We start from the raw sequence: 22,553 nt of genomic DNA, 5'->3' as shown, positions 1-22,553 counted from the left end.
CTTAAGATGCAGCCAGGATCTGGCTGACGTAGCGTGCCACCGCGCGCACGGCGCCCATCGTCACGGGGTAGTCCATCCTCGTGGGACCCAGCACGCCGAGCCGGGCCAGTTGATTGTCACCGGAACCGTATCCGGTCGCGACGATGGACGTGCCCCGTAGATACGGGTTCTCCGACCCGATGCGCACGGTGAGCGCGGACGGTGTGTCTGTGGAAGTCTCGCCGAGCAGCCGCATGAGCACGACCTGCTCCTCCAGCGCTTCGAGCACGTCGCGCAGGCCGACGGTGAAGTCGGCCCCGGCCAGGTTCGCCGCGCCCGCGAACACGATCTTCTCGTCGTGGCGTTCGACCAGCGTCTCCAGCAGCACCGACAGGATCGTCGCCACCACAGGACGGTCCTCGACGGGCAGCCGCTCGGGCAGGTCGGCGATCTGCTCGGGCACGTTGCTCAGGCCGCAGCCGTCGAGGCAGGCGTTGAGGACCGCGCGCAGGTGCGCGACGCGGGTGTCCTCCACCACCTCGGGCAGCTCGATCACCCGCTGCTCGACGCGGCCGGTGTTGGTGATCAGAACGAGCATGACCCGCCGCTCGTTCAGGGGGACCAGCTCGACGTGCCGTACCGTGGAACGGGTCAGGGTGGGGTACTGCACGACCGCGACCTGCCTGGTGAGCTGCGCGAGCAGCCGCACCGTGCGGGTCACCACGTCGTCGAGGTCGACCGCGCCCGCCAGGAACGTCTCGATCGCCCTGCGCTCCGCCCCGGACAGCGGCTTCACCTGTGACAGCCGGTCGACGAACAGGCGGTAGCCCTTGTCCGTCGGGACGCGGCCCGCACTGGTGTGCGGCTGGGTGATGTACCCCTCCTCCTCCAGCGCGGCCATGTCGTTCCTGACCGTCGCCGGGGAGACCTTGAGGTTGTGGCGCTCGGCCAGCGCCTTGGAGCCCACCGGTTCGTTGGTGGACACGTAATCCTCGACAATGGCGCGGAGCACCGCCAGCTTCCGATCATCGAGCACGTGCTCACCTCCCTGCCTCTTCCTTCGGGAACGACAGATCTAGCACTCTGTGTTCCCGAGTGCCAAGTGTACGGCTCCTGGTCACCAGGCGCGATGACACAGGCGTCCAACGTCCTGCTAGTCAGTTCCAAGCGACAGGCATCACACTTGCGGACATGACCGACAATTCCCAGCCCCCGACCTTCGGGCCGCCGCCCGGCCAGGGTCCCTCCTACCCCGGTCAACCTCCTCAGTTCGGGCAACCTCCCCAGTTCGGGCAGCCTCCATACGGCCCTCCTTACGGCCAGCCGCAGTACCCGCCGCCGCCCCCGTACGGCCAGCCCTATCAGTTCCCGCCCCCCGTGGACCCCAAGCAGATCAGGCCGCGCCTGTGGTGGATCGCACTGGGCTGGGGTGTCGCGGTCATCTGCGGCGTGGTCGGCGTGGTCCTGTTCGCCGCCGGCGTCCTGGGCTCCGTGACGAGCGCCGCACCGTCCAAGACGTTCGCGGCCGGCCAGGACGTCACCGTCACCGTCGACCCCGCCGACAAGCCCGCGATCTACCTCGCCAGCGCCTCCCAGGTGCACTACGAGTGCCGCATCTCCGGCGGCCCCGGGCAGGCCAAGCTGGCCAACACGCCGATCAACCAGACGGTGACGAACGACGGCGACGTCTGGGAGCTCATCCTGGTCGTCAACGCGCCCGCCAAGGGCGACTACAAGCTCCTCTGCGTCACCCAGGAGCAGGCGGACGTGAAGTTCGGCGTGGGCCGCGAGCTGACCTCCGCCGCGGGCGGCATGGTGGGCGGGGTCGCCGCGCTGCTGCTCATCCCGGGGCTGGGAGTGCTGGCCGCGATCATCGTGACGGTCGTCGTGCTCATGCGGCGCGGCAGCCACCGCAAGCGCCTTGCGGTCAGCGGGTGATTTGCTACGGTCCCCGTGTGTACGAGGGAGACGTTCTCGCGGGGAACTGGCGGCGACCGGGCAAGGGGAAGATCCCGCAGGTGCCCGCCGAACTGGACCTGGTCGTCGAAGACGCCGACAGCGGCTTCTGCGGGGCCGTGGTGTCGTGCGACAAGGAGGCCGTCACGCTGGAGGACCGGTTCGGCAAGCGCCGCCTGTTCCCGCTCGCGCCCGCCGCCTTCCTGCTCGAAGGCCAGGTCGTGACGCTGGTCCGGCCCGCCGCCGCGGCCAGGGCGCCACGGCGGAGCGCGTCGGGCTCGATCGCGGTCGAAGGGCTGCGCGCACGCGTCGCCAGGGAGAGCCGGATCTACGTGGAAGGCGTGCACGACGCCGCGCTGGTGGAACGGATCTGGGGCCACGACCTGCGGGTGGAGGGGGTCGTGGTCGAGTACCTGGAGGGCGTCGACGACCTACCCGCGATCGTCGCCGAGTTCGGACCCGAGCCGGGGCGACGGCTCGGCGTGCTGGTCGACCACCTGGTGCCCGGGTCCAAGGAGAGCCGGATCGCCGCCCAGGTCACCTCGCCGCACGTGCTCGTGGTCGGCCATCCGTACGTGGACGTGTGGCAGGCGGTCAAGCCGTCGGTGCTGGGCATCCCGGCCTGGCCGGACGTGCCGCGCGGCCTGCCCTGGAAGGAGGGCGTGATCGCCGCCCTGGGCTGGGGCGTGGAGCCGGCCGACGCGTGGAGGCGCATCCTCGGCTCCGTCTCGACGTACACCGACCTCGAGCCCGACCTGCTCGGGCGGGTCGAGGAACTGATCGACTTCGTCACGGAGGCAACATGAGCCAGGACCAGCCGCACCCGCCGCCCGACGACGACGCCACGCGGCGCGTCAAGCCCTCGGACATCCCGCCCGCCTCGCCCTCGGGCCCTCAGTACGGGCCCCCGTCCGGTCCCCAGTACGGGCCCCCGTCCGGGCCGCAGTATCCGCCCCCCTCCGGCCCTCAGTACGGCCGGCAGCCCGGTTACGGCGGGCAGCCCGGCTATGGCCAGCAGCCCGATTACGGTCCGGGGGCCGGTTACGGGGCCCCGGCTGATCACGCCTACGGGCAGCCCACTCCGCCGCCCGGCTACGGTTACGGGGCACCGCGGCAGGAGCCGCACGTGCCCGGCAGGTACGGCCCGCGCCCCGGCAGCGACGACACCATGATGGCGATGCTGGCCCACCTGCTCGGCCTGGTCGTCTCCTGGGTCGGCCCGCTGATCATCTACCTGATGAAGAAGGACGAGTCCCCCTACGTCCGGGACCAGGCGGCGGAGGCCCTGAACTTCCAGATCACGATGTTCATCGGCTACCTGATCGCCGGAGTCCTGACGATCGTCCTGATCGGCCTCATCCTGCTGCCGATCGTCTGGATCGTGTCGCTGATCTTCCACATCCAGGCCGCGCTCGCCGCCAACCGCGGCGAGAACTACCGCTACCCGATCGCCATCCGCCTGATCACGTGACGAGGTCGCGCACCAGCGCGTCGGCGAGCAGCCGCCCCTTCAGGGTGAGCACCATCCGTCCCGCCTTGAACGGCTCCGTCTCCAGCAGCCCGTTGCCGAGAGCGGCGGCGACGGCCGCCCGGGCGCCCGGGGCGACGCCGGCGAGCGGATAGCCGGACGCCAGCCGCAGCTCCAGCATCAACCGCTCGACGTCGCGGTCCTCGCCGGCGAGCACCTCGCGCGCGTGCGCGGGCGAGGTGCCCGCGGCCAGGCGCTGCGCGTACGCGGCCGGATGCTTGACGTTCCACCAGCGGGTGCCGCCGACGTGGCTGTGCGCGCCCGGCCCGGCTGCCCACCAGTCGCCGCCGGTCCAGTAGAGCAGGTTGTGCCGGCATCTGGCCTCGTCGGACGTCGCCCAGTTCGACACCTCGTACCAGCGGAAACCGGCCGCCCCCAGCATGGAGTCGGCGATCTGGTAGCGGTCGGCGGCCACGTCGTCGTCGGGCATGGGCAGCTCGCCGCGCCTGATCCTGGCGGCGAGCCGGGTGCCTTCCTCCACGATCAGCGAGTACGCGGAGACGTGGTCGGGCTCGGCGGCGATCGCGGCGTCCAGCGTGGCCCGCCAGTCGTCGTCGGACTCGCCCGGCGTGCTGTAGATCAGGTCGAGGTTGACGTGCCCGAACCCGACCTTCTTCGCCTCCTGAACGGCCTGCGCCGCCCGTCCGGGGGTGTGCCGGCGGTCGAGGACCTTGAGGACGTGCTCGCGGGCGCTCTGCATGCCGAAGCTGACCCGGTTGAACCCCGCTTCCAGCAGACCGTCGAGGTAGGCGGGATCGACCGACTCGGGATTGGCCTCCGTGGTCACCTCCGCCCCGGGGCGCAGCCCGAACTCGGTGTCGATGGCGCGCAGGATGCGGCCGAGGTCGGCGGCGGGCAGGAGCGTCGGGGTGCCGCCGCCGAAGAAGACCGTCTCCACGGGGAGGTCCACGTCGCCCAGGACGCGGCGGGCCAGCCGCACCTCCTCGATCGCGGTGTCGGCGTAGTCGCGTTGCGACGCGCCGGGGCCCAGCTCGGCGGCGGTGTAGGTGTTGAAGTCGCAGTAGCCGCAGCGCGTCACGCAGAACGGGACGTGCACGTAGAAGCCGAACGGGCGCTCACCGAGACCGCGCAACGCGCTCTCGGGCAACTCGCCGGACTGAGGGGCGGCCTCGCCGTCGGGCAGGGTGGATGGCACGCCTTCCAGTCTGCCCGCTACCACCCACTACCCGATCCACCCCCTCCCCCCACCGCCTCGCACCAACCGCCCTCGGTGCGCTCCCGGGCGCCCCCCGGCGCTCTGCCAGGGCCGGTCAGGTCGGCGTCAGATCGGAGCCGGCGCCCAGGACCCGCCTGGCCGCCTCGTCCCAGAAGCTCTCGCGCCCGGGAAGGGCGACGACGCGGCGCATCAGCTCCTTGTCGCCGTGGAAGGCCAGGAACGACTGGGCCACCGTCACGCTCCCCTCGGGACGCGACACGATCTCCACCTCGTCGCCCACTCCCAGCTCGCCGGTCTCGACGACCTTCAGATACGCCCCGGGACGTCCGGCACGGGTGAACCGGTTGACCCAGCCCGGCTCGTCCATCCAGTTCCTGAACACCACGCACGGCACCCGTGGCCCGCTCACCTCCAGCAGCGCGGTGCCGATCCGCCATCGTTCGCCGAGCAGCGCGCCGTTGACGTCGAGCCCCGAGGCGGTCAGGTTCTCGCCGAACCTACCGTCGAGCACCTCACGCCCGAGTTCCCGCTCCCACCAGTCGTAGTCCTCCCTGGCGTAGGCGTAGACGGCGTGGCCGGGGGCGCCGTGGTTGGCCAGGTCCGCGCGCTCGTCACCGGCCAGCCCGTTCGCCCGCACCTCGACCCGGTGGGTGACCGGGGTCTTGTTGATGGCGGTACGCCCGAGTTTGCCCGCCCACTCCGCGTCGACCGCTGTTCCGACATTGACCGAGATGATGCGCATGCTCCCGACGGTAACCGCGAGATCGTCGGACGGCGATCCGATATTCGCCACGCTCTCCACCCCAGGGTGGAGATCCTCGTCTCAACCCCCGGGCCGATCCGGAGGCACCCCCCTGGCTCCTACCTTCTCAGGCATGGAGCCGATTCTGACCCCCGTCCTCATCCTCCTCGCCGCCGCCTTCGTCGTGTACCGGCAGATGATGACCCGTCCCACGGCCAGGAACGGCCTGGTCTACGTCGCCGGAGCCATGATCGTGCTCGGGCTGGTGAACGGGGCCCTCATCGACACCCGTCACCTGACCATCAGCATCGTGCTGCTGGTCGTCGAGATCGTCGCCGCCGTCGCCCTGGGAGCGGTCCGCGCCGCGACCGTCCGCGTCTGGATGGACGCGGCGGGGGCCACCTGGTCGAAGGCCACCGGCTGGACCATGCTGGCGTGGGCCGGCTCGGTGGTCGCCCGCGTCGGCCTCTACTACGCCGGGACACTGTTCGGCCTTGCCTCCTCGACCAGCAGCATCCTGTTCTTCATCGGGCTGACGGTGGGGGTCCAGGCCCTTCTCGTCGCCTGGCGGGGCCGGGCCCTGGCCCGCGAGACCAGACCAGAGGATAGCTTCGTGAGGTGACCCCCGAACCGAGCAAGATCGCCACCACCGTACTCCGGCTGGGGGCGATCGTGGTGTTCGTGGTGGCGCAGAGCGGGTCCCACCCAGGGCTGAGCCTCAAGGGCGAGGGCCTCGGGGTCACCCTGCTGACGGCGTCCGTGGTGCTGACGCTGCTCGTCGCCGTACTCCCGTCCCCCCAACCCGTCCCGGGTCTCTCACCTCCGGACACCACCCCACACGGAACCACCCGCCCGGCAGAGGACGCCCAGGCCCCCGCCCCACCAACTCATGGAACCCCGGGGAACTTCGCTCCATCGCTCGACGGTGGTGTGGAGCCGGGGCCATCTGCGCGACGGAGGCCAGGGGAGCCTGGGCGCTCGTGGGTCGACGGGGTGGCGGCGTCGCTGAACAGGTTCTCATCGGCCACGCTGCTCGGCGTGCCGGTCAAGCTGATCGCCCTCGGCCTCGGCGTCGTCCTGTCGATCGTCCTGGACTCGGTGGCGGAGGGGAGCCCCGCCATCGCGGTGCTGTACTTCTGCGTCGCCGCGGCAGGCGCCCGGTACAGGCTGGCGCAGGCGCTGCCGATCGTCGTGCTCGCCGCGACGGGCCTGCTGGCGTCGGGCGCAGGCTCCGGCCAACTGAACCGCGACCTCAGCCTGATCTTCAGCATCGGCGTGGTGTTCCTGGTGATGTACTCCATCAAGGAGCGCCGCGCGGCCAGGGCGGTCCAGGCTCGGGAGGCCGTCCTCGCGGAGCGCGCCAGGATCGCCAGGGAGATCCACGACATCCTCGCCCACTCCCTCTCGGCGCAGATCGTCCACCTGGAGGGCGCCAAGCTCCTGCTGCGGGCGGAGCGGAACGAAGAGGCCCTGGAGAGGGTCGTCCAGGCGCGCGACCTGGCGAAGTCCGGCCTGGAGGAGGCGCGCAGGGCGGTGTCGGCCCTTCGCGAGGACCCGCCCGCGCTCCCGTCGGCCCTCCGGACCCTGGCCGACGACTTCGAAACCGCCACCGGCCAGTCGTGCACGCTGCGCATCACGGGGACGCGCCGCCGCCTCCAGCCGGAAACGGAACTCACCCTCCTCCGGACCGCCCAGGAGGCCCTCACCAACGTCCGCCGCCACGCCCCCGGCCAGCCCGCCGACGTCCGCCTCGCCTTCGCCAACCGCTCCTGCGACCTGGAGGTCACCAACCCGGCCGCGTCGGCGCCGGGCACCCCTGGGGGAGGATATGGCCTCATGGGCATGCGCGAACGCGCCGAACTCCTGGGAGGCACCTTGACGGCCGGTGAGACGCCGAACGGCTTCCGCGTGCACCTCAAGGTTCCGGCGTGACCCCCGCCCACCGCCAGAAGGCGGGCACGGCCCGTTCATCCGCTCGCCCGCTCCGACGGTGGTGCTCGTGACGAACGTCAGGGTCGTGGTGGTCGATGACCAGACGGTGGTCCGTGAGGGGCTGGTGCTGGTGCTCGGGCTGCTGCCCGGGATCGAGGTCGTCGGGTCGGCGGGCGACGGTGAAGGCGCGCTCCGGATGGTGTCCGAGCAGCGTCCGGACGTCGTGCTGATGGATCTGCGGATGCCGCGCATGGACGGCGTGGAGGCCACCAGGCGGATCCGGGCCGAGTACCCCGGAACCCAGGTGGTGGTGCTCACCACGTACGCGGACGACGAGTCGGTGTTCGCGGCGCTCAGTGCGGGAGCGCGCGGCTTCCTCACCAAGAGCGCCGACTCCGACGAGATCGCCAAGGCGGTCGCCACCGTCATGCGCGGCGACGCCCAGCTTGCCCCGGCCGTCCAACGACGCCTCCTCGACTCCATCACCCACCCGAGCACCCCGCCTCTGGACGCCGAACCCCGCCCCGGGACGCCCCCCTCTGCCAGGACCGCCCGGCACCATGGCGGCGATGGCCCGTTTCCCGACGGGTTGACGCCTCGTGAGGTCGAGGTGCTGCGGCTCATCGCCGAAGGCCTGTCGAACGCGGAGATCGCCGCCCGGCTCTACGTCACCGAGGCCACCGTCAAGACACACATCAACAACCTCTTCGCCAAAGCGCGGCTGAGGGACCGGGCCCAGGCCGTCAGCTACGCCTACCGGCACGGCCTGGCAGCGACCTGAGCTCGCCTCAGCCGTCTCCGCGAAGCCCTGTGGGCGGTGAGTGCGCGGCGGCAGGGGTGTTCAGTTGTGATTCCGCGTCAAAGTCCGCGAGCTGCAACAGCGCTTCGAGCGCCGCCTGGCGGGACTCCTCCGCCGACGCACCCCGCTCGCCGAAACACTCCGCTGCGACGTCGAGCACCGCCTTGACGACGGCAGCATCCGGGTACGGCACGTCGACCAGCACGGTGCCGTCGTCGGACGCCTCGGCCGGGGGCAGGTGGAGCCTCAGCAGCCGCCGGGTCTCCTCGGCCATCGCGACCCCCAGTACTGCGGCACGTTCGAATCGCTCAGAAGCAATCACGAGACCCTCCAGTCGCACACGCGTTCGGTTCCGAAGATAGAGGGCCGCACCGACAGAATCCCCGACGCCATCGGGGTTCTCACCAGAAAGCCTCGGAGCGAGAGAGGGCTGGAACGAGAAAGGGCCGGACGAAAGGAAATCGTCCGGCCGGTGGCGACGAACGCCCCCGCGGGCGTCCGGAACAGCTACTTCTTGGCCTTGTCGGTGCTCGACTCCGTGGACAGCGCGGCGACGAAGGCCTCCTGCGGGACCTCCACCCGGCCGACCATCTTCATCCGCTTCTTGCCTTCCTTCTGCTTCTCCAGCAGCTTCCGCTTACGCGAGATGTCGCCGCCGTAGCACTTGGCCAGGACGTCCTTGCGGATGGCGCGGATGTTCTCACGGGCGATGACCCGGGCCCCGATCGCCGCCTGGATCGGCACCTCGAACTGCTGCCTCGGGATCAGCTCGCGCAGCTTCTTGGCCATCTCGACGCCGTACGCGTACGCCTTGTCCTTGTGCACGATGGCGCTGAACGCGTCGACCGCCTCGCCCTGAAGCAGGATGTCGACCTTGACCAGGTCGGCCTCCTGCTCGCCCGCGGGCTCGTAGTCGAGCGAGGCGTAGCCGCGGGTGCGGGACTTGAGCTGGTCGAAGAAGTCGAAGATGATCTCGCCGAGCGGCAGCGTGTAGCGGATCTCGACGCGGTCTTCGGAGAGGTAGTCCATGCCGAGGAGGCTGCCGCGGCGCCCCTGGCAGATCTCCATGATGGCGCCGATGAACTCGGCGGGCGCCAGGATGGTGGACTTGGTGACCGGCTCGAAGACCTGCGCGATCTTGCCGCCGGACGGGAATTCCGACGGGTTGGTGACGGTCAGCTCGGAACCGTCCTCCATGACGACGCGGTAGACGACGTTGGGCGCGGTGGAGATCAGCGACAGGCCGAACTCGCGCTCCAGCCGCTCGCGGACGATCTCCATGTGCAGCAGCCCGAGGAAGCCGACGCGGAAGCCGAAGCCGAGCGCGGCCGAGGTCTCGGGCTCGTAGACCAGGGCGGCGTCGTTGAGCTGGAGCTTGTCGAGCGCCTCGCGGAGCTCGGGGTACTCGTCGCCGTCGATCGGGTACAGGCCGGAGAACACCATGGGCTTGGGGTGCTCGTAGCCCGCCAGCATCTGGGTCGCGGACTTGGCGACCGAGGTGACGGTGTCGCCGACGCGCGACTGGCGGACGTCCTTCACGCCGGTGATCAGGTAGCCCACCTCGCCGACCCCCAGCCCCAGCTCGGACGGCTTGGGCTCGGGCGAGATGACGCCGATCTCGAGGGTCTCGTGGGTGGCGTTGGTGGACATCATCAGGATGCGCTCGCGCTTGCCGAGGTGGCCGTCGACCACCCGGACATACGTCACGACGCCGCGGTAGGTGTCGTACACCGAGTCGAAGATCAGCGCGCGGGCGGCCGCGTCGGCGTCGCCGACCGGCGCGGGAACGGTCTGGACGACGTGGTCGAGCAGCTCGCGCACGCCCACGCCGGTCTTGCCCGACACGCGCAGGACGTCGGACGGGTCGCAGCCGATCAGCCCCGCGAGCTCCTCGGCGAACTTCTCCGGCTGCGCGGCCGGCAGGTCGATCTTGTTGAGCACCGGGATGATGTGCAGGTCGGCGTTCATGGCCAGGTAGAGGTTGGCCAGGGTCTGCGCCTCGATGCCCTGGGCGGCGTCGACCAGCAGGATCGCGCCCTCACACGCCTGCAGCGACCGCGACACCTCGTAGGTGAAGTCGACGTGGCCGGGCGTGTCGATCATGTTGAGGACGTGACCGTCCCACGGCAGGCGGACGGCCTGCGACTTGATCGTGATGCCGCGTTCGCGCTCGATGTCCATCCGGTCGAGGTACTGCGCGCGCATGGAGCGGTCGTCGACGACGCCGGTGATCTGCAGCATCCGGTCGGCAAGGGTCGACTTGCCGTGGTCGATGTGCGCGATGATGCAGAAGTTCCGGATCAACGCGGGGTCGGTCTGGCCAGGCTGAGTGCGCACCGAAGTCCGTTTCGACAGGGTTGAGGTCAAGCGTCTTTCATGGTGACATGCCCGGGTGATTGCCCGAACCGTCATCCGCCGCGGCCTGCGCCTGCTCGCGCTTGCCTTGGTCGTCGTAGTCGCGCTGCTCGGCCTCCTGGCCGGCGCGCTCCGGCTTCAGTTTACCGGTGACCCGGCGGCCTGGGCGAAGAGCACGGGCAACGACGCGCTCTGGCTCGGCCACGCGTGGGTGGACGGCCGCCGCACGGAGCAGGACTTCCAGGGCCTGGCGGCCAGGCTCAGGACCACCGGCATCAGGGACTTGTACGTCCACTCCGGCCCGTTCGAGTGGGACGGCCGCCTAGATCCCGCCAAATACCCCAACGCCCGAAATTTCGTCCAATGGGGTAAGAAATACCTGCCCGGCGTCCGTCTCTCCGCCTGGCTCGGCCAGGCCGTCAAGAACGGCCTCGACCTCGACGACCCCAAGGCCCGCCAGAACGTCCTGGACGGCGTCGCCGACATCATGCGCACCGGTTTCGACGGCGTCCACTACAACTTCGAGCCGATCGGCGACGGCGACACGGACTTCCTCGTCCTCCTCGACCAGACCAGGCGCCTGACCGGGCTGCTCTCCACGTCCACCCCGCAGATCGAGCCCTATCCCCTGATGCGCCCGGTCGCCAGGGCGCTGCTCAGCCACGACAAGTACTGGTCTCAGGGGTTCTTCAGGCAGGTGGTGGACCGCGTCGACCAGGTGGCGATCATGACGTACGACTCGGGCACCCTCTCCCAGTCGCTCTACGGCGGCTACGTCGCACGGCAGGCCGCCCTGGCGCTGGACCTCGTCCCGCAGGACAGGTCGCTGTTCGTCGGCGCCCCCGCCTACCACGACCACGGCCTGAGCTGGTCCGACGACGCCGAGAGCGTCGCCGTGGCGGCCCAGGGCGCCAGGCTGGCCCTGTCGGACCACGGCCCGCGCGAGCGCTTCGGCCTGGCCCTGTACGTGGACTTCGCGGCCACGGAGGAGGACTGGCGGGAGTACACTTCGCAATGGCTTATCCAAAACCCTGACCCAGGCCGTTGATTTGAGCAGCCACCTGGGTTATTGGTATCCTGTTCAACTGCGTGTGGCGCGCCCTCTCTCGAGCCCGCGCGCCCCATCCATCACCAGACTTTCACCGAGGCTTCTTCGTGGCGAACATCAAGTCCCAGATCAAGCGCAACAAGCAGAACGAGAAGGCCCGCCAGCGCAACAAGGCGGTCAAGTCGTCCCTGAAGACGGCCGTCCGCAAGTTCCGTGAGGCCGCCGAGCAGGGCGACGTCGAGCAGGCCACGGCGTTCCAGCGCGCCGCCGCCCGCCAGCTCGACAAGGCTGCCAGCAAGGGCGTCATCCACAAGAACCAGGCCGCCAACCGCAAGTCGGCGATCGCCAAGCAGGTCGCCGCGCTGGCCGCCAAGTAGCAGCTACACCCAGGCGCCGCACTCCCGTTGATCGGGGTGCGGCGTTCTTGTTTTTGTCTGGTTTGTGTAACAGTTTCGATATCACGTCCGGATCGCCACGCCGTTTCGGGTGTGTCACCCCTTACCAAGATCCCTTGCCCCGGGCCGCCTCCGTCCCCAAAAGTTCACTAAACGGGTGAAGGGGGTCATATGCGGGGGCCGTTGGTCGTCAAACGGGCGTTCAGCGAGCCTTTGCTGTTGCTGGCCGCGTTCGGCTCCATCCTGCTGGCCACGACCACGCTGGTCGCGCTGACCATGTACGCCACGTCCATCGCCGACGTCGGCGTCCGCCGGACGATGGAGACCGCGTCGCTGCGGCAGGTGGCCGCGACCATCGCCGCGCCCGTCACGTCCGAGACGTTCCCCAGGCTCGACCAGGCCGTGGGCGCCCAGGTGGGCAAGGCGTACGCCGGAGCCCCCGCCGCGATCACGACGAGCTTCGCCTCCGACTCCTACACGCTGCCCGGCCAGGAGGGCCGGAAGACCCCCGAACTGCTCAGGTTCGGCAGCTACGACGGCCTCGACCAGCACGCGAAGCTGGTCTCCGGGGCTTGGCCGAAGGCGTCCGGCGACACCGTGGAGGCGGCGATCTCGCTGTCGGCGGCCTCCGCCACCGGCTTCAAGGCGGGCCAGGAGATCAGCACCGAGGGCCGTCTCGATCACAAGGCGGTCAAGGTCCGCATCTCGGGCGTGTTCCAGCTCAACGACCCGTTCGGCGACCGCTGGACCGGTGAGCAGCTCCTCAGCAGGGGCGTCACGGTGAGTGACTACACCACCTACGGCCCGCTGATGGTGCCGCGTGAGACGTTCCTCGCCCGGTTCGCCACGAACGTCACCGCGACCTGGACCTCGGTGCCCGACCTGCGCGCGCTGACGCCGGAGCAGCTCAGGCCGTTCGCGGCCAGGGTCGCGCAGCTGCGCGAGGAGCTGAAGCGGAACGGCTGCCCGTCCTGCACCGCCGAGAGCCGCCTGCCGGACATCCTGTCGCAGCTCGACACGGCCGCGCTGGTCGCCAGGTCCACGATGCTGATCCCGGTGCTGCAGCTGCTGCTGCTCGCCGCGTACGCGCTCATGCTCACCGCGCGACTGCTCGCCGACCACCGGCGCATGGAGGTCGCGCTGCTGCGCTCGCGGGGCGCGGGCACGGTGCGCCTGGCCGTCCTGGCGGGTGGCGAAGCGCTGCTGGTGGCGATCCCGTGCGCGGTCGTCGCGCCGTTCCTCGGGCCGCCGCTGCTCGCCCTGGTCAACGCGCTGCCCTGGATCAGGGCGTCCGGGGTGCGGCTGGCGCCGGACGCCGATCTCGGGACGTTCCTGGTCTCGATCGGCGTCGCCCTCGCCTCGGCCGCGCTCCTGGTGCTGCCCGCGCTGGCCGGCGCCCGCCGCACCTACGTCGAGGAGCAGGCGGCGCGCGGGCGCAGCGGCGGGCGCGGTCTGGTCGAGCGGGCGGGCGCGGACCTGGCGCTGCTGGTCGTCGCCGGGCTGGCCATCTGGCAGCTCCAGCACTACGGCGCGCCGGTCACCGCCACCGCGAGCGGCGCCCTCGGGATCGACCCGCTCATCATCTCGGGGCCCGCGCTGGCGCTGCTGACCGGCGGCATGCTGGGCCTGCGCCTGGTGCCGCGCATCTCCAAGGTGGCGGAGCGGATCACGTCCAGGCGCCCGACGCTGGCGCCGGCGCTGGGGGCCTGGCAGGTGAGCAGGCGTCCGCTCAAGTACGCGGGGCCGGCGCTGCTGCTGACCATGGCCGTGGCGATCGGGATCGTGTCGATGGCGACCGCGTCCACCTGGCGTTCCTCGCAGCTCGACCAGGCCCGACACCAGGCGGGCACGGACCTGCGGCTGTCGGGCCCGCCCGACGGTCCCGAGCTGGGCACGTTCGGGCGCGGCACCGCGTTCGCCGCGCTGCCGGGCGTGACGGCCTCCTCCCCCGCCTTCCGCGGGCAGGTCGAGCTGAGCGGCGAGGACGCCGTGCTGCTCGGCCTCGACGCCGCCAAGCTGGGCGAGCTGTTCCAGCTCCGTCCCGACCTGTCGGCGCAGCCCGTCCCGGAGCTGGGCCGGGCGCTGGTCTCGGCGCGCGGCCAGAACGGCGGGGTTACGGTGCCGGGCAGTCCCGCGCGGCTGACGGTCGAGGTCCGCGCGAGCGGGCGGGTCCCGCTCAGGCTGGTGCTCGCGGACGCCCTGGGCGTCTGGCGCGAGCTCCCCCTGGGCATGCTGAAGGCGGGCGACAACCGGCTGGACGTGGACCTGAAGGCCCTGGCCGGGCAGAGCGGGAAGATCACCTACCCGCTGTCGGTCCGCGGCCTCATCGCCAACCCGCCGCAGGAAGGCGGCGTGGACGTCTCCCTGACCGGCCTGAGCGCCGACGGCCGGCCGTTCACCCCGCCCCCTGCCACGCTGCGCGCGACCGGATCGCACCCCGTCGTGGCCGCCTTCCCGCCGGCCCGGGTCGCGCCGCTGCCCGTGGTGCTCACCGCGGACCTCGCGAAGACCCTCAAGCTGGACGCGGGCCAGGTCGGCCGGGTCACCCTGGACCGCAGGATCATCGAGGTGAAGGTGGCGGGCGTGGTCGAGCGCATGCCCACCACCACGCCCGACCAGTCCGCCGTCCTGGCCGACTGGGCGGCCCTGCAGGAGCACGGGCTGGCGGCCGGCCAGCCGCCCAGGCCCGCCACCGAGTGGTGGCTCGCCACCACCGGCACCGCCGCGAGCCAGGCGCTCAAGGCCAAGCCCGAATGGGACGTCACCACCGTCGACCAGCGCGAACTGGTCGCGACCCTCCAGGACGACCCGCTGGCCAGCGGCCTGCAGGGGGCGCTGATCCTCGGCTTCCTGGCGGCGCTGGTGTTCGCGGCGCTCGGGTTCCTGGTCAACGCCACGGTCGCGGCCAGGGAGCGGATGGGCGAGTTCGCCATCCTGCGGGCCCTCGGCGTGAGCTTCAGGCAGGTGTTCGGCCTGCTGGCGATCGAGCAGACGTTCGTCATCGGGCTGTCGCTGGCGGCGGGCACCGCGCTCGCGGTCGTCGTCGGCGTGCTGGTGGTGCCGCACATCGTGCTCACCGGGCAGGCCTCGGCCGTCACCCCCGACGTGGTGCTCGACATCCCGTGGGCGGCGACCGCGGTGATGCTGGTGCTGGTGGCCGCCGTCCTGTTCGCCATCGTCGCCGTGCTCGCGCGCAACCTGCGCAGGCAGGGGCTCGGCCGCGTCCTGGAGGATCAGTGAAGACCCTGCTGCTTGCCCGGGTGCACCTGGGCGTGGTGGCCGTGCTGTCGGTGCTCACGCTGAGCGCCTGCCTGCTCGTCGCGGGCCTGCCGCGGGCGATGCAGGGCTCGTTCGACGACGCGCTGCGCCGGACGCTGCGGTCGGCGCTGGCCCAGCAGGTCGATCTGACCGTGCGGTTCGAGTCGCACGGCGCGGAGGAGGATCTGCGCGAGCGCGGCCAGTTCGACTCCAGGGACAAGGAGTTCCGCGGGCTCGTCCCCGCCGCGCTGAAGCCGCTCGTGTCGCCGCCGGGGACGGGCACCGGCCACATGAGCGCCGAGACGTTCGACACGCCCGTCAACGGGGCGGGCGGGTCCACCTACCTCAACCTCGGCTGGCTGTCCGACGCCGACAGGCGGGTCTCCTGGGTCGCGGGCAGGGCGCCGGGTACGACCGGGAGCACGCGGTGGAACGGGGCGAGCATCCCGCTGTACGAGGTGGGCATCGTGGACGAGGCGCGCTCCGTGGTGGGCCTCCAGCTGGGCCAGACCAAGATCATCGGTGAGACCCATCCGGCGGCCGTCAAGATCGTCGGCGTGTTCCAGGCCAAGGACCCCGCCGACCCCTACTGGACCCACCACAGCGAGATCCTGCACGCCACCACGGTCGTGCCGCCGGGCAAGGTGGAGAGTGAGAAGTACACGACCGCGCTCATCCCCGACTCCGCCCTGGCCGTGCTCAGCGGCGCCGACCGGAACCTGACGTACAGCTGGGTCCTGCCGATCGCCCCGGCCACCGGCGGCTCGTTCGACGTCCCCGAACTGGGCGCGGCCGTCGCGTCCATGGCCAAGACGGTCACGCTGCACGCGGCCGACAACGGCGCGGGGTCGGCGTTCTCCCGCAGCCAGTACCGGCTGGACACCGGCCTGCCCAAGCTGCTGTCGGACTTCCTGACCGCGCTGGCCACCGCGCAGACCGTGATGTTCCTGGTGCTCGGCGGACTGCTGGTGGTCGCGCTCGGCGTGATCGTCCTGGGCGTGCAGTTGCTGGTGGACCGGATGGACGGCGCGCTGGCGCTGGTCCGGGCGCGCGGCGGTTCGCTGCGGCAGGTGGCGGGCGGCGGGGCGCGGCTGGTGGCGCTCGCGGTCGGGCCCGCCGCGCTGGCCGGGTACGCGCTGTCGTACCTGGTACCGGGGCCGATGCTGCCGGTCGTACACGCGGGCCCGCTGCTGGTGCTGGTCACCGCGGTCGGGTTCGCCGCCGCGCGGCTGGCCGTCACGCACCGCACGCCGCTGCACGAGCGGCGCGACGACGTGGCGGGCGCGCGCCCCTCGGCCAGGCGGATCACGCTGGAGGTGCTGGTCATCGGCCTCGCCCTGGCCGGCGCCTACCTGCTGCGCACCCGCGGGCTGACGACGCGGGTGGCCGAGGAAGGGCAGGACCCGTTCCTGCTGTTCGTGCCGGTCGCGCTGACGCTCGCCGCCGCGCTGGTCACCATGCGCTGCTACCCGTACCCGCTGAGGCTGCTGGCGCGGCTGGCGGCACGCAGGCGACCCGCCGTCCCGTTCCTGGGGCTGACCACCGCCGCCCGCGCGCGCTCCGCCAGCGTGCTGCCGGTGCTGATCCTGCTGCCCGCGCTGGCCGTCTCCGTGTTCGCCGCGGTGGTCTCCAGCGGGATCTCCAGCACGCAGCGGCTCGCCTCGTGGCAGAGCGTCGGGGCGCCGATCAAGCTGACGTCCCGCCTGGATCTGCCCGCCGACGCCGTCGAGCGGGTGCGCCGGGTGCCCGGCGTGGAGCTGCTGGTGCCCGCGCAGACCGGCAGGGTGCAGCTCGGCTATCTCGGCGAGAACGCGGAGATCCTCGCCGTGGACCTGGCCGGCTGGCAGCGGCTGCTCGACGGCGCGCCGATCAGCGTGCCCGCCGCGCCCGACACGTCCTCGGGTGTCCCCGCCCTGGTCTCCCCCGAGCTGCGCGGACGCCGGGTGCTGGACGTGGGCTGGCAGCAGCGGACCAAGGTCGTCGAGCGGGGCGTGGTGCCCGCGCTGCCGGGGTTCTTCACCCGGGGCAAGTTCCTGATCGTCCCGTTCGGGGTGAACCAGCGTCCGATGGTGAACACGCTGCTGATCAAGGGGGACGCGGACCCGGCCGCCCTGGTGAAGGCCGCCGGGACGGGCACGGTGACCACCCAGGCCGGGGCACTGGCCGCGATCACCGGCGATCCGCTCACCGGGACCGTCCGGGACGTGCTGCTCATCACCACGGTGGCGCTGGCCGCGTACGCGCTGGTCGCGGTCGTCGTCATGCTGGTGATCGGCGCGGCCGACCGGGCCAGGGCGCTGACCTTCCTGCGCACGCTGGGCCTGTCGGACCGGCAGGCGCAGGGGCTGACGATCCTGGAGATCCTCCCCTTGGTCCTCGTCACCGCGCTGGTCGGGCTCGCGCTCGGCCTCGGCCTGCCCGCCGCGCTCGGGCCCGGCGTGGACCTGTCGTCCTACGCCGGCGACCTGGCCGTCGGCGACTACGACCTCGACCTGATCACGCCGACAGCGCTGGCAGCGGGGCTCGCCGCCGTCGCGCTGCTCGGCGCGTACGCGCACACCGCCATCAGCCGTCGCCGCAACCTCGGCGCCGTACTCCGAGTGGGTGATCTCTCTTGAACCCGACCCTTTCCGAGCTCGAGGCCAAGGCGACGCAGGAGAAGGCCGCCTTCGGCGGCGACGCGCACATCGTGTGCGACAACCTGGTGCGCATCTACAAGACCGAGGGCGTCGAGGTGGTCGCCCTGCAGGGGCTCGACCTGCTCATCCAGCGCGGCGAGCTGGTCGCGATCGTGGGCGCGTCCGGCTCGGGCAAGTCGACGCTGCTGAACGTGCTGTCAGGGCTGGACGTGCCGACCGCGGGCGTCGCCAAGGTGGCGGGCACGGACCTGCTGTCGATGACGGCCAAGGACCGGCTGCGCTACCGGCGCGAGGTCGTCGGCTTCATCTGGCAGCAGACCGCGCGCAACCTGCTGCCCTACCTGACGGCGCGGGAGAACGTCGAGCTGCCCATGAAGCTGGCGGGCAGCGCGCGGCGCGGGCGCGCCACCGAGCTGCTGGAGCTGCTGGGCGTCGGGTACTGCGCAGACCGCAGGCCGCCCGAGATGTCCGGCGGCGAGCAGCAGCGGGTCGCCATCGCCGTCGCGCTGGCCAACGGGCCGCAGCTCATCCTGGCCGACGAGCCGACCGGCGAACTCGACAGCGACACCTCGGAGGAGGTGTTCGACGCGCTGCGCAAGGCCAACCGGGAGCTGGGCGTGACCGTGGTCATCGTGACGCACGACCCCTTGGTGTCCGAGCAGGTGGACCGCACGATCGGCATCCGCGACGGGCGCACGAGCAGCGAGACGCTGCGCCGCGAGGACGCCGAGGGCCAGATCGTCGCCGAGGAGTACGCGGTGCTCGACCGCGTGGGACGCCTGCAACTGCCCCGCGACTTCATGAACGCCCTCGAGATGGAGCGCCGGGTGCGCCTCGAACTCGAGTCCGACCACATCGGCGTCTGGCCGGCGCGAGAGGAGCCCTCCAGTGAGCAGTGAGCCGCCCCTGGTCACGGTCGAGGGGGTGCGCAAGGTCTACCGCACCGGGCCGAAGGAGGTCGTCGCGCTCCGCGAGGTGACCTTCGAGGCGTTCCCCGGCGAGCTGATCGCGCTACGCGGACGGTCGGGGTCCGGCAAGACCACCCTGCTCAACCAGGTCGGCGGCCTGGACAGGCCCGACTCGGGACGCGTCGTCGTGGCCGGGCAGGAGGTCACCGCGCTGGCCGAGGACGACCTGCTCGCGCTGCGCCGCGACGTGATCGGGTTCGTGTTCCAGTCGTTCGGCCTGATCCCGGTGCTGTCGGCGGCCGAGAACGTCGGCGTGCCGATGCGGCTGGCCCGCACCCCGGTCGAGGAGCGGGACAAGCGGGTGCGCATGCTGCTTTCCCTCGTCGGGCTGGACCAGCACGTCAACCAGCGTCCGTACGAGCTGTCGGGCGGCCAGCGGCAGCGCGTCGCCATCGCCCGCTCGCTCGCGAACCGGCCGCGGCTGCTGCTGGCCGACGAGCCGACCGGCCAGCTCGACTCGCAGACCGGACGCCAGATCATGGAACTGCTGCGTGCCCTGGTGCGCAGCGAGGGCGTCACCGCGCTGGTCGCCACGCACGACCCGAGCCTCATCACGCTGGCCGACCGGGTGCTGGAGATCAGCGACGGGGTGCTTCGGGAGTCCGTGCCGCAGGAGTCCTGACGATCGCCGCGAGGTTGGCCAGGCCCACCGCCACCGCGCCCGCCAGCAGCAGCCCGGTGGCGCCGGTCGCGCCTGCCAGCGGCACCGCCACGGCCAGGCCCAGGGGACGCGACGCGAACGAGATGAGCTGGTCGAAGGCGCGTACCCGTCCCAGTGCCTGCTCCGGGATCTCGCGCGCCACCACGGTCTCCCACAGCGGGCTGAGCAGCCCCAGCCCGAACATGGCCACGAGGTACGCGCCGGCGATCACCGCGGCGGGCGCGGGGACGGCGAGCGCCGCCATCGGCAGCACGTAGAGCGCGGCGCCCACCTGGACGGCGACCAGCGGCCTGCGGATCGGCAGCCGCGGGGCCGCGAACACGCCCGCGACCAGGCCCACCGTGCCGCACTGCACGATCAGCACCCAGCTCGCCTCCCCGCCGAGCTCCCTGACGGCGGTCAGCGGGCCGAGGGTGAGGAACAGCCCGGCCATGAAGTGCCAGACGCCGTGGCCCAGGACGCTCGCCAGGAACCACGGCCGGGTCCTGATCTCCCGCCAGCCCTGGGCGAGGTCGCTCCCGAACGTGCCGGCCCGCGCGAGACGCACCGGCCTGGGCGTGCGGACCCCGCCCAGCGTGAGCGCCGAGCAGGCGAACACCGCCGCGGTGAGCAGCGCCGCCCATCCCGGCCCGGCGACCAGCACCACGCCGCCAGCCAGCGCCGGAGCGGCCACGCCCGACAGGCTGGTGGCCACCCCGATCCGGGCGTTCACCCGCAGCCTGTGCTCGTCCGGGACCACGGTGGCCACCAACCGGGGCACGGCGGGCATCCCGAACGCGATCGCCACCCCGGCCACGGCCGACAGGACGGCCAGGTCCAGCACCTGTCCGGCACCCAGGAGCAGTTCCACCCCGATGGCCGCCTGGGACAGGCCGCGCGTGAGATCGGCGAGCAACGCCAGCCGCTCGGGCCGCATCCGATCGGCCAGCACGCCGCCGACCGGCAGGAACAGCAGCAGCGGCACCAGCTCGGCGGCCAGCACCAGGCCGAGGTCCTCGCCGGACCCGGTGGCGCGCAGGACGGCCAGGGTGAGCGTGGTGGGGATCAGTGCCGTGGCAAGGGCGGAGAGAGCACGCCCGATCATCAGCCGGTTCGTCATGATGGCCGACATTAATTCGCTAGCTAATGTTTCGTCAACAAATTACTTGCTGGCGTATGATTTGTGCCGTGGACGCAGCAGACTCGGTCGACCGGCATCTGGAACGCTGGCGCGGCAAGGCGCCGTTCGACGAGCGGGTGGAGGCCATCGTCACCCGCATGCAGGTCCTCGTGAAGCACCTCCGCCACACCAAGGAGGCGGCGCTCGCGCAGGTGGGGATGCAGGACTTCGAGTTCGAGACCCTGCACCGCCTGGTTTCCCGCAGCGGCACGGCGACCCCCTCCGAACTCGCGGCCGACCTGCTCCTCTCGCCCGCCGGGATGACCGGGCGGCTCGACACCCTGGAGAGGTCCGGCCTGGTGAGACGGGTACGGGCCACCGACGACCGCCGTCGCGTGGACGTGGAGATCACCCCTCAGGGCCACGACCTCTGGATGGACGCCATGAAGATCCGGGGCGTGGTGGAGGCCGACATGGTCGCCGTCCTGGGGCCGGAGGATCAGGAAGTCCTCGACGCGCTCCTCAAACGCCTGCTGATCAACGTGGAATCCTCCCGCTGACCTTCCCCGGCGACCGCAAACGCCCAGGCCCCACGAGGCCGCATCACACCACGCCGCGCCGATCGACGCGGCGTCACGCGCTGCGTGGTCTGCCCCACGACCGTGCGACGCATCACGTCACGTCAGATCACGCCACGCCTCAGAACGGCGCGTCACATCACGTCCGTGCCGATCGACGCGGCGGCACGCGCTGGAGCGCGGCACGCGAGTGTCGGCTAGCGGCCTGTCCGGCTGGCCACGATGACCTGGACCGCGTGCTCCAGCGCGTACGCCGGATCGGCTCCCCCGCCCTTGACCTGCTCGTCGGCCTCGGCCACCGCCTGGATGGCGCGCGACAACCCTTCCGGGCCCCACCCGTTCAGCTGCCGCTTCACCCGGTCGATCTTCCACGGCGGCATCCCCAGGTGACTGGCCAGCTGCCCGCCGCGCAGATTCCGCGGCGCGCCCCCCACCTTCGCCAGCGACCGCAGCCCCCCGGCCAGCGCGCTCACCAGCAGCACAGGTGCGACGCCCGTGCCGAGCGCCCACCGCAGCTGCTCCAGCGCCTCGGCGAGGCGCCCCTCGATGGCGGAGTCGGCGACGTTGAACCCCGTGACCTCCGCCCGGCCCTTGTGATACCGCGCCACGGCGGCCGCGTTGATCGTCTTCTCCTGCGTGTCGAACGCCAGCTGGCTGCACGCCGCCGCCAGCTCACGCAGATCGTTGCCCACCGCGTCGAGCAGCGCCTGGGCGGCGTCGGCGGCGATGCTCCGCCCGGCCCGCTTGATCTCCCCCTTGATGAAGTCGAGCCGCTCTCCGGGCTTGGTGATCTTGCTGACCGTGACGACCTGCGCCCCGGCCTTCTTGACCCCGTCGACCAGGGCCTTGCCCTTCACCCCGCCCGGATGCGCCAGGATCAGCACGGTGTCGTCCGACGGGCGACCCGCGTACGCCACGACCTCCGCGATGGCCTCTTTGGCGAGATCCTGAGCGGACCGGATCACCACCACGGACCGGTCTCCGAACAGCGACGGCGAGGTCAGCTGGGTCAGCTCCCCGACCCCCACCTTCCCTCCGACGAGATCGTGCACCTCGGCACCGGCGTCACCGGCCCGCGCGGCCGCGACGACCGCACCGACCGCCCGCTCGGCCAGCAGCTCCTCGTCGCCGACGACCAAGGTCACAGGTGCTGGATCGGTTCCCGCCATGTCAGGCAGCATGCCATGCCCGACCGACAACCGAGAACTCGGCGGATCGCCGGCCCCGACGGCCATCGGGAACGTCCCCGGCCTGGTACCTGTGTACCCGCGCGCCGGGTGCCGGCCGGTCGCGTCAGCGGCCCGCACGTGCTCCCCGGACCGCCGAGGACGCCCCTCGACAGACGTCCCCTTCAAAAGACGCACCTCGACAGACGCCCTTCAGCGGACACTCGCCGGAAGACGCAGAGGAAACTCCGACCTGAAGCCAGGCATAGCACC

General features: G+C 71.5%; 20 protein-coding genes. 13 read left to right on the top strand and 7 right to left on the bottom strand.

The features are described from left to right. Position 1: 1 nt before the first annotated feature. Positions 2–1,015 (bottom strand): heat-inducible transcriptional repressor HrcA, encoded by a 1,014-nt coding sequence (gene hrcA, locus ABT294_RS12855; protein ID WP_350805567.1) that lies wholly within the window; start codon positions 1,013–1,015, stop codon positions 2–4. A 155-nt stretch (positions 1,016–1,170) separates the two neighbouring features. Here hrcA and ABT294_RS12850 point away from each other — a divergent pair, with 155 nt between their 5' ends. Genes ABT294_RS12850 through ABT294_RS12840 form a run of 3 tightly spaced genes read left to right on the top strand, consistent with a single transcriptional unit; the run spans position 1,171 to position 3,406 of the window. Next, complete coding sequence (locus tag ABT294_RS12850) at positions 1,171–1,917, top strand: hypothetical protein (RefSeq protein WP_350805566.1); 747 nt, start codon at positions 1,171–1,173, stop codon at positions 1,915–1,917. Positions 1,918–1,934: 17 nt separating this feature from the next. After that, the gene (locus ABT294_RS12845) at positions 1,935–2,741 is read left to right on the top strand and encodes a DUF3097 domain-containing protein (RefSeq protein ID WP_350805565.1); all 807 of its coding nucleotides are present in this window, start codon (positions 1,935–1,937) and stop codon (positions 2,739–2,741) included. Continuing rightward, positions 2,738–3,406, top strand: a complete 669-nt coding sequence (locus ABT294_RS12840) for a DUF4870 domain-containing protein (protein ID WP_350805564.1) — start codon at positions 2,738–2,740, stop codon at positions 3,404–3,406. Before ABT294_RS12845 ends, ABT294_RS12840 begins: the two co-directional genes overlap by 4 nt. Here ABT294_RS12840 and hemW read toward each other — a convergent pair. After that, positions 3,399–4,619: a radical SAM family heme chaperone HemW gene (gene hemW / locus ABT294_RS12835; protein ID WP_350805563.1), complete on the bottom strand. Its 1,221-nt coding sequence runs from the start codon at positions 4,617–4,619 to the stop codon at positions 3,399–3,401. The two genes, ABT294_RS12840 and hemW, sit on opposite strands and share 8 nt — an antisense overlap. A 115-nt stretch (positions 4,620–4,734) precedes the next feature. Continuing rightward, positions 4,735–5,382 carry an MOSC domain-containing protein gene (locus ABT294_RS12830; protein ID WP_350805562.1) on the bottom strand — a complete coding sequence of 216 codons (648 nt, stop codon included), beginning with the start codon at positions 5,380–5,382 and terminating at the stop codon, positions 4,735–4,737. Positions 5,383–5,515: 133 nt separating this feature from the next. Between ABT294_RS12830 and ABT294_RS12825 the strand changes: the two genes are divergently transcribed. The 3 genes from ABT294_RS12825 (at position 5,516) to ABT294_RS12815 (ending at position 8,095) form a co-directional block, all read left to right on the top strand. Beyond that, the gene (locus ABT294_RS12825) at positions 5,516–6,004 is read left to right on the top strand and encodes a hypothetical protein (protein ID WP_350805561.1); all 489 of its coding nucleotides are present in this window, start codon (positions 5,516–5,518) and stop codon (positions 6,002–6,004) included. After that, positions 6,001–7,314, top strand: a complete 1,314-nt coding sequence (locus ABT294_RS12820) for a sensor histidine kinase (protein WP_350805560.1) — start codon at positions 6,001–6,003, stop codon at positions 7,312–7,314. The genes ABT294_RS12825 and ABT294_RS12820 overlap by 4 nt, the downstream gene beginning before the upstream one ends. Positions 7,315–7,381: 67 nt before the next feature. Beyond that, a complete protein-coding gene (locus tag ABT294_RS12815) occupies positions 7,382–8,095 on the top strand; it encodes a response regulator (RefSeq protein WP_350805558.1) in 714 nt (237 codons plus the stop codon). A 7-nt stretch (positions 8,096–8,102) separates the two neighbouring features. On the opposite strand, the gene ABT294_RS12810 is transcribed toward ABT294_RS12815, so the two are convergent. Together ABT294_RS12810 and lepA are read right to left on the bottom strand one after the other, a co-directional pair. Next, positions 8,103–8,435, bottom strand: coding sequence for a hypothetical protein (locus ABT294_RS12810; RefSeq protein ID WP_350805557.1), 333 nt, complete (start codon positions 8,433–8,435; stop codon positions 8,103–8,105). Between the two features lie 185 nt (positions 8,436–8,620). Beyond that, positions 8,621–10,450, bottom strand: a complete 1,830-nt coding sequence (lepA, locus tag ABT294_RS12805) for a translation elongation factor 4 (RefSeq protein WP_350805555.1) — start codon at positions 10,448–10,450, stop codon at positions 8,621–8,623. A gap of 55 nt (positions 10,451–10,505) precedes the next feature. Here lepA and ABT294_RS12800 point away from each other — a divergent pair, with 55 nt between their 5' ends. The 6 genes from ABT294_RS12800 (at position 10,506) to ABT294_RS12775 (ending at position 19,398) form a co-directional block, all read left to right on the top strand. Further along, positions 10,506–11,516: a glycoside hydrolase family 18 protein gene (locus ABT294_RS12800; RefSeq protein ID WP_350805554.1), complete on the top strand. Its 1,011-nt coding sequence runs from the start codon at positions 10,506–10,508 to the stop codon at positions 11,514–11,516. Positions 11,517–11,623: 107 nt separating this feature from the next. Then, complete coding sequence (gene rpsT / locus ABT294_RS12795) at positions 11,624–11,893, top strand: 30S ribosomal protein S20 (protein ID WP_350805551.1); 270 nt, start codon at positions 11,624–11,626, stop codon at positions 11,891–11,893. A gap of 189 nt (positions 11,894–12,082) precedes the next feature. Beyond that, on the top strand, positions 12,083–15,151 hold the full coding sequence (locus tag ABT294_RS12790; protein ID WP_350805550.1) for an ABC transporter permease: 3,069 nt from the start codon (positions 12,083–12,085) through the stop codon (positions 15,149–15,151). Beyond that, positions 15,148–17,787 (top strand): FtsX-like permease family protein, encoded by a 2,640-nt coding sequence (locus tag ABT294_RS12785; RefSeq protein ID WP_350805549.1) that lies wholly within the window; start codon positions 15,148–15,150, stop codon positions 17,785–17,787. The genes ABT294_RS12790 and ABT294_RS12785 overlap by 4 nt, the downstream gene beginning before the upstream one ends. Then, entirely contained in the window at positions 17,784–18,707 is a 924-nt protein-coding gene (locus ABT294_RS12780) for an ABC transporter ATP-binding protein (RefSeq protein WP_350805546.1), read from the top strand. The genes ABT294_RS12785 and ABT294_RS12780 overlap by 4 nt, the downstream gene beginning before the upstream one ends. Then, positions 18,697–19,398, top strand: a complete 702-nt coding sequence (locus ABT294_RS12775; RefSeq protein ID WP_350805545.1) for an ABC transporter ATP-binding protein — start codon at positions 18,697–18,699, stop codon at positions 19,396–19,398. The genes ABT294_RS12780 and ABT294_RS12775 overlap by 11 nt, the downstream gene beginning before the upstream one ends. Here the strand turns inward: ABT294_RS12775 and ABT294_RS12770 are convergent. After that, on the bottom strand, positions 19,355–20,536 hold the full coding sequence (locus ABT294_RS12770) for an MFS transporter (protein WP_350805543.1): 1,182 nt from the start codon (positions 20,534–20,536) through the stop codon (positions 19,355–19,357). The genes ABT294_RS12775 and ABT294_RS12770 overlap by 44 nt on opposite strands. 68 nt (positions 20,537–20,604) lie before the next feature. Between ABT294_RS12770 and ABT294_RS12765 the strand changes: the two genes are divergently transcribed. Continuing rightward, on the top strand, positions 20,605–21,096 hold the full coding sequence (locus tag ABT294_RS12765; protein ID WP_350805542.1) for a MarR family winged helix-turn-helix transcriptional regulator: 492 nt from the start codon (positions 20,605–20,607) through the stop codon (positions 21,094–21,096). Positions 21,097–21,311: 215 nt separating this feature from the next. Here ABT294_RS12765 and holA read toward each other — a convergent pair whose 3' ends face one another. Further along, positions 21,312–22,283, bottom strand: coding sequence for a DNA polymerase III subunit delta (gene holA, locus ABT294_RS12760; protein ID WP_350805541.1), 972 nt, complete (start codon positions 22,281–22,283; stop codon positions 21,312–21,314). Positions 22,284–22,553 lie beyond the last annotated feature (270 nt).

Source organism: Nonomuraea sp. NPDC000554, assembly GCF_040300065.1.
In the GTDB taxonomy this organism is placed as follows: Bacteria; Actinomycetota; Actinomycetes; order Streptosporangiales; family Streptosporangiaceae; genus Nonomuraea.
This window is presented reverse-complemented; position numbering and strand designations above follow the sequence as displayed.

Coding starts and splice junctions, on each gene's coding strand:
- ABT294_RS12850 (WP_350805566.1), top strand. CDS start 1,171: ATGACCGACAATTCCCAGCCCCCGACCTTCGGGCCGCCGCCCGGCCAG.
- ABT294_RS12840 (WP_350805564.1), top strand. CDS start 2,738: ATGAGCCAGGACCAGCCGCACCCGCCGCCCGACGACGACGCCACGCGG.
- ABT294_RS12830 (WP_350805562.1), bottom strand. CDS start 5,382: ATGCGCATCATCTCGGTCAATGTCGGAACAGCGGTCGACGCGGAGTGG.
- ABT294_RS12825 (WP_350805561.1), top strand. CDS start 5,516: ATGGAGCCGATTCTGACCCCCGTCCTCATCCTCCTCGCCGCCGCCTTC.
- ABT294_RS12790 (WP_350805550.1), top strand. CDS start 12,083: ATGCGGGGGCCGTTGGTCGTCAAACGGGCGTTCAGCGAGCCTTTGCTG.
- ABT294_RS12770 (WP_350805543.1), bottom strand. CDS start 20,536: ATGACGAACCGGCTGATGATCGGGCGTGCTCTCTCCGCCCTTGCCACG.
- holA (WP_350805541.1), bottom strand. CDS start 22,283: ATGGCGGGAACCGATCCAGCACCTGTGACCTTGGTCGTCGGCGACGAG.